Genomic DNA, 3499 nt, shown 5'->3' on the forward strand with positions numbered 1-3499 from the left:
AAAAACAAAACGACCGGGCGACCATTCCAGCGGAGTGAAACCCAGCAACTCACCGATAGGCGGGCAGGGCAGCTCGCCGCTGCCGATACCCTCGAAAAACTCAGCCGGCGTCATCGTGCTGACATCCGCCAGACTGGTGGTGCCGGGCTCGGACAGACGACTACGCATGGCGTGTTCTTCTGCCAGCCATTGGGCAATTTTTTCTTCGCGAGAGGGGATTTGCATAGCAAGAAACTCCGTCTGAGCAGCCAATGCACCATCGGCCGATTGGATGACGGGTATAATTAAACTATTTTATTATGATCGCAATATAAATTTTCAGGCTTAGGATTGGTAGCAGGTTCGAGACCTTCCCAAGTAAGGTCGGTCCCACATTAGATTCTCGGCATGGCGCTGGAGTTGGGGTAATTCGCAGATTCTGTAGGAGCGAACTTGTTCTCGAAGGCCACGCCTCGGTATGTCTGATGTACCGCGCCGTTTGCTTCCCGAACAAGTTCGGTCCTACAGGATTCTCGGCATGGGAGTTAATGTGCTTAAGAAACCAAAACCTCACTGCCCCAAAGGCTTCTTCACAAAATGCTGATGCATATCTTGCGTCAGGTTTTCGATCCGTTCAGTGAGGCCCTTCGTCATCTCGGTCAGGCGGGTGTTTTGCTCCAGCAATTCAAGCATCAACTGTGAGTTATGCGCGGCATCGGCCATCCGCTGTTCGTTGGCCACCGCTAGCGCCTCGCGATGTAGTGCATCGGCGTCGGCGTTCGCCTTGTCCCGCGCGGCCTGACGGGTTTGCGCCAGCAGAATCAACGGAGCGGCATAAGCCGCCTGCAGGCTGAACGCCAGATTTAACAGGATGAAAGGGTAGACATCAAAGTGCGTCAGCCCGACGACGTTGGCACCTATCCACAAAGCAACGATCAGCGTCTGCGCGCCCAAAAACGTCGGCGTACCAAAGAACCGCGCAAAAGCCTCGGCCTTCAGCGCGAAGGTGTCGTTGCCAAATGTCGCCGTCAGGTGCGCGTGGGCCTTATGAAAGCGTAAATGGTCGACCAATGGTTTCTTCTTTGGTGCGACAGGTTCAGCAGCGGCAGTTTCGGGCGTGACGGAGGTCATTAAAAAATTCCTGATGATCATTAAAAACGTGCAGGCCATGTACAGCCGGTGCGTCACTATAGGTCACCACCCGCAGACTCGATATGTTCAACCGACGCGGCGCCTGAATGTAGGCTGAACATCGGTTAATTTTCTGTGCTCGAAACCCACTCCTTCTTCGGCTCGCTAAACATGACTCAACTCAGACTGATTCTCGGCGACCAACTTAACCCGCAGCACAGCTGGTTCCAGGAGGTACGGGCCGACACCACCTACCTCATGATGGAAATTCGTCAGGAAACCGATTACGTCCTGCACCATGCACAGAAGATTCTTGCGATCTTTGCCGGCATGCGCGACTTCGCCCGTGCGCTTCAAGAGGCGGGGCATCGGGTGCACTACCTGCGCATTGATGACCTCGAGAACCGTCAATCCCTGTCCGGCAATCTTGATCATTTATTGAGCCATTTCCAGGCCAGTCATTTTGCTTATCAGGCGCCAGACGAGTGGCGTCTGGATGCGCAACTGGCTGAGTACTGCGCGGGTCAATCGGTGCCGTGGACGATGGTCGACAGTGAGCATTTCTATAGCGCCCGCGACAGCGCCGCGCAGCAGTTTGCCGGGCGTAAGCAATGGCTGATGGAGAACTTCTACCGGCACATGCGTGTCACCCATCAGGTGCTGATGGACGCCCATAACAAACCGTCGGGCGGGCAGTGGAACTACGACCATGACAACCGCAAGCGCTGGCCCGGTACGCCCTTCGAGCCGGAAGACCTGCGCGTACGCCACGATCATTGCGCGCTGTGGGCAAGCATCGTTGCTGCTGGCGTCAATAGTTTCGGCCGTCCGAATGCCGAGCATTTGGCTTGGCCGCTGAACCGCGCCGAAGCACTGCAGCAACTGGATGACTTCATCGAAATCGCCTTGCCGCACTTCGGTGACTTCCAGGACGCCATGAGTAGCCACGCGTGGCGCTTGTTTCACTCATTGTTGTCGTTTGCGCTCAACACCAAAATGCTCAATCCCCGTGAGGTAGTGGGTAAAGCCGAAGCCGCTTACCGCGCGGGCAATGCACCGCTGGCTGCCGTCGAAGGCTTCATTCGGCAGATTCTGGGTTGGCGTGAGTACGTGCGCGGCGTTTACTGGGCGCAAATGCCCGGTTATGAGTTGCTCAACGCGTTTGGCCATAACCAGCCGCTGCCCTCGTGGTTCTGGGACGGTAAAACTCGCATGCGTTGCCTGGAGCACTCAATTGGTAGCTCCCTGGAAAATGCCCACGCGCACCATATCCAACGGCTGATGGTAATCGGTAATTTTGCGTTGTTGGCCGGGCTGGACCCCCAAGAGGTGCATCGCTGGTACTTGGGCGTATACATCGACGCTTTCGAATGGGTCGAACTACCCAATACGTTGGGCATGAGCCAGTTCGCTGACGGTGGCTTGCTAGCGACCAAACCTTACGTGTCGAGCGCCGCTTACATTGATCGCATGAGCGACTATTGCAAGGGCTGTCACTACGACAAAAAGGCCCGCCTCGGCGAACGAGCTTGCCCTTATAACTCGCTGTATTGGGATTTCTTCCAGCGCAACAAACCGCTGCTCGAAGGCAACCCTCGATTGGGCATGGTCTACCGTCAGTTGGCGAATATGGACGACGACGCAGTCACAGCCTTGCAGGAGCAAGCACTTAGACTGCGTGGGTCGCTGGATTCGCTTTGATCACCGATGTTGGCTCGCCCAGCGGTATTTTTAATCCGGGTGCAAGGGCTTGGACGCCTGCATGATATGTGCGTAGTCATAAATGTATTGCCGGCCCGCATGGCTGGTCACGCGAAGCTCCTCGATCAGCAGGCGCTCTTTTTTGCTCAGGAATAACAACCCAGGGTGATCATTGGACTTGAGGCGATCACGTTCATGGGCGTCTGGAAAACTAACGACGTTCGACATGAAAAATCTCCTTTTAATGAGTCCATGCACCTGGAGATATCAGTTGGAGATATCCTTCCAGGACACTGATGGTGATGCTGCTGCCACCTTACCCATAAAAAGTTCAGCTGATCAACCCTCCAAGTGGATTGGTTAGAGCGTCCCGGTTATTTCGAACGATTGCCGTGTACCGTTGATTACTATTTCAACGGTGTCGTCTTGCGCCTTGCCCATCAGGCCCTTGCCCAATGGCGCGCGTGGAGTGATCACGGTTATCAACCCAATGTCGTGCTGTACTTTCAGACCAGCGGCGTCTGGCCCGAGAAACAGCCGTTGCTGAATGCCGCTCTCTGCTTCCAGGCTGATCAGGTCGCCGACCTGAATACCACGTGCGGCATCGAACGGCCGCAGGCTGAGGTTCTGGAATAAAACCAGCGACTGGCGGATCTCTTCAACGCGCCGGGCTTGGCCAGTGGCCAGG

The 3499-nt window shown here is 55.6% G+C and carries 4 protein-coding genes and 1 pseudogene; 1 reads left to right on the forward strand and 4 read right to left on the reverse strand.

The genetic code is table 11. The annotated features are described in order from the left end of the window. A pseudogene (locus M0974_RS09240) lies at positions 1-225 on the reverse strand (PaaI family thioesterase); the annotation flags it as partial. A gap of 324 nt (positions 226-549) precedes the next feature. Further along, the gene (locus M0974_RS09245) at positions 550-1110 is read right to left on the reverse strand and encodes a DUF1003 domain-containing protein (RefSeq protein ID WP_297835564.1); all 561 of its coding nucleotides are present in this window, start codon (positions 1108-1110) and stop codon (positions 550-552) included. 171 nt (positions 1111-1281) lie between these two features. On the opposite strand from M0974_RS09245, the gene M0974_RS09250 reads away from it, so the two are divergent. Next, positions 1282-2811: a cryptochrome/photolyase family protein gene (locus M0974_RS09250; RefSeq protein ID WP_297835565.1), complete on the forward strand. Its 1530-nt coding sequence runs from the start codon at positions 1282-1284 to the stop codon at positions 2809-2811. A gap of 30 nt (positions 2812-2841) precedes the next feature. Here M0974_RS09250 and M0974_RS09255 read toward each other — a convergent pair whose 3' ends face one another. Both M0974_RS09255 and M0974_RS09260 read right to left on the reverse strand, forming a co-directional pair. Then, positions 2842-3039 carry a hypothetical protein gene (locus M0974_RS09255; protein WP_297835567.1) on the reverse strand — a complete coding sequence of 66 codons (198 nt, stop codon included), beginning with the start codon at positions 3037-3039 and terminating at the stop codon, positions 2842-2844. Positions 3040-3171: 132 nt separating this feature from the next. Beyond that, a partial coding sequence (locus tag M0974_RS09260; RefSeq protein ID WP_297835568.1) for a transcription elongation factor GreAB occupies positions 3172-3499 on the reverse strand: 328 nt, incomplete at its 5' end.

It is taken from the genome of Pseudomonas sp. (assembly GCF_026224925.1).
Classification (GTDB): domain Bacteria; phylum Pseudomonadota; class Gammaproteobacteria; order Pseudomonadales; family Pseudomonadaceae; genus Aquipseudomonas.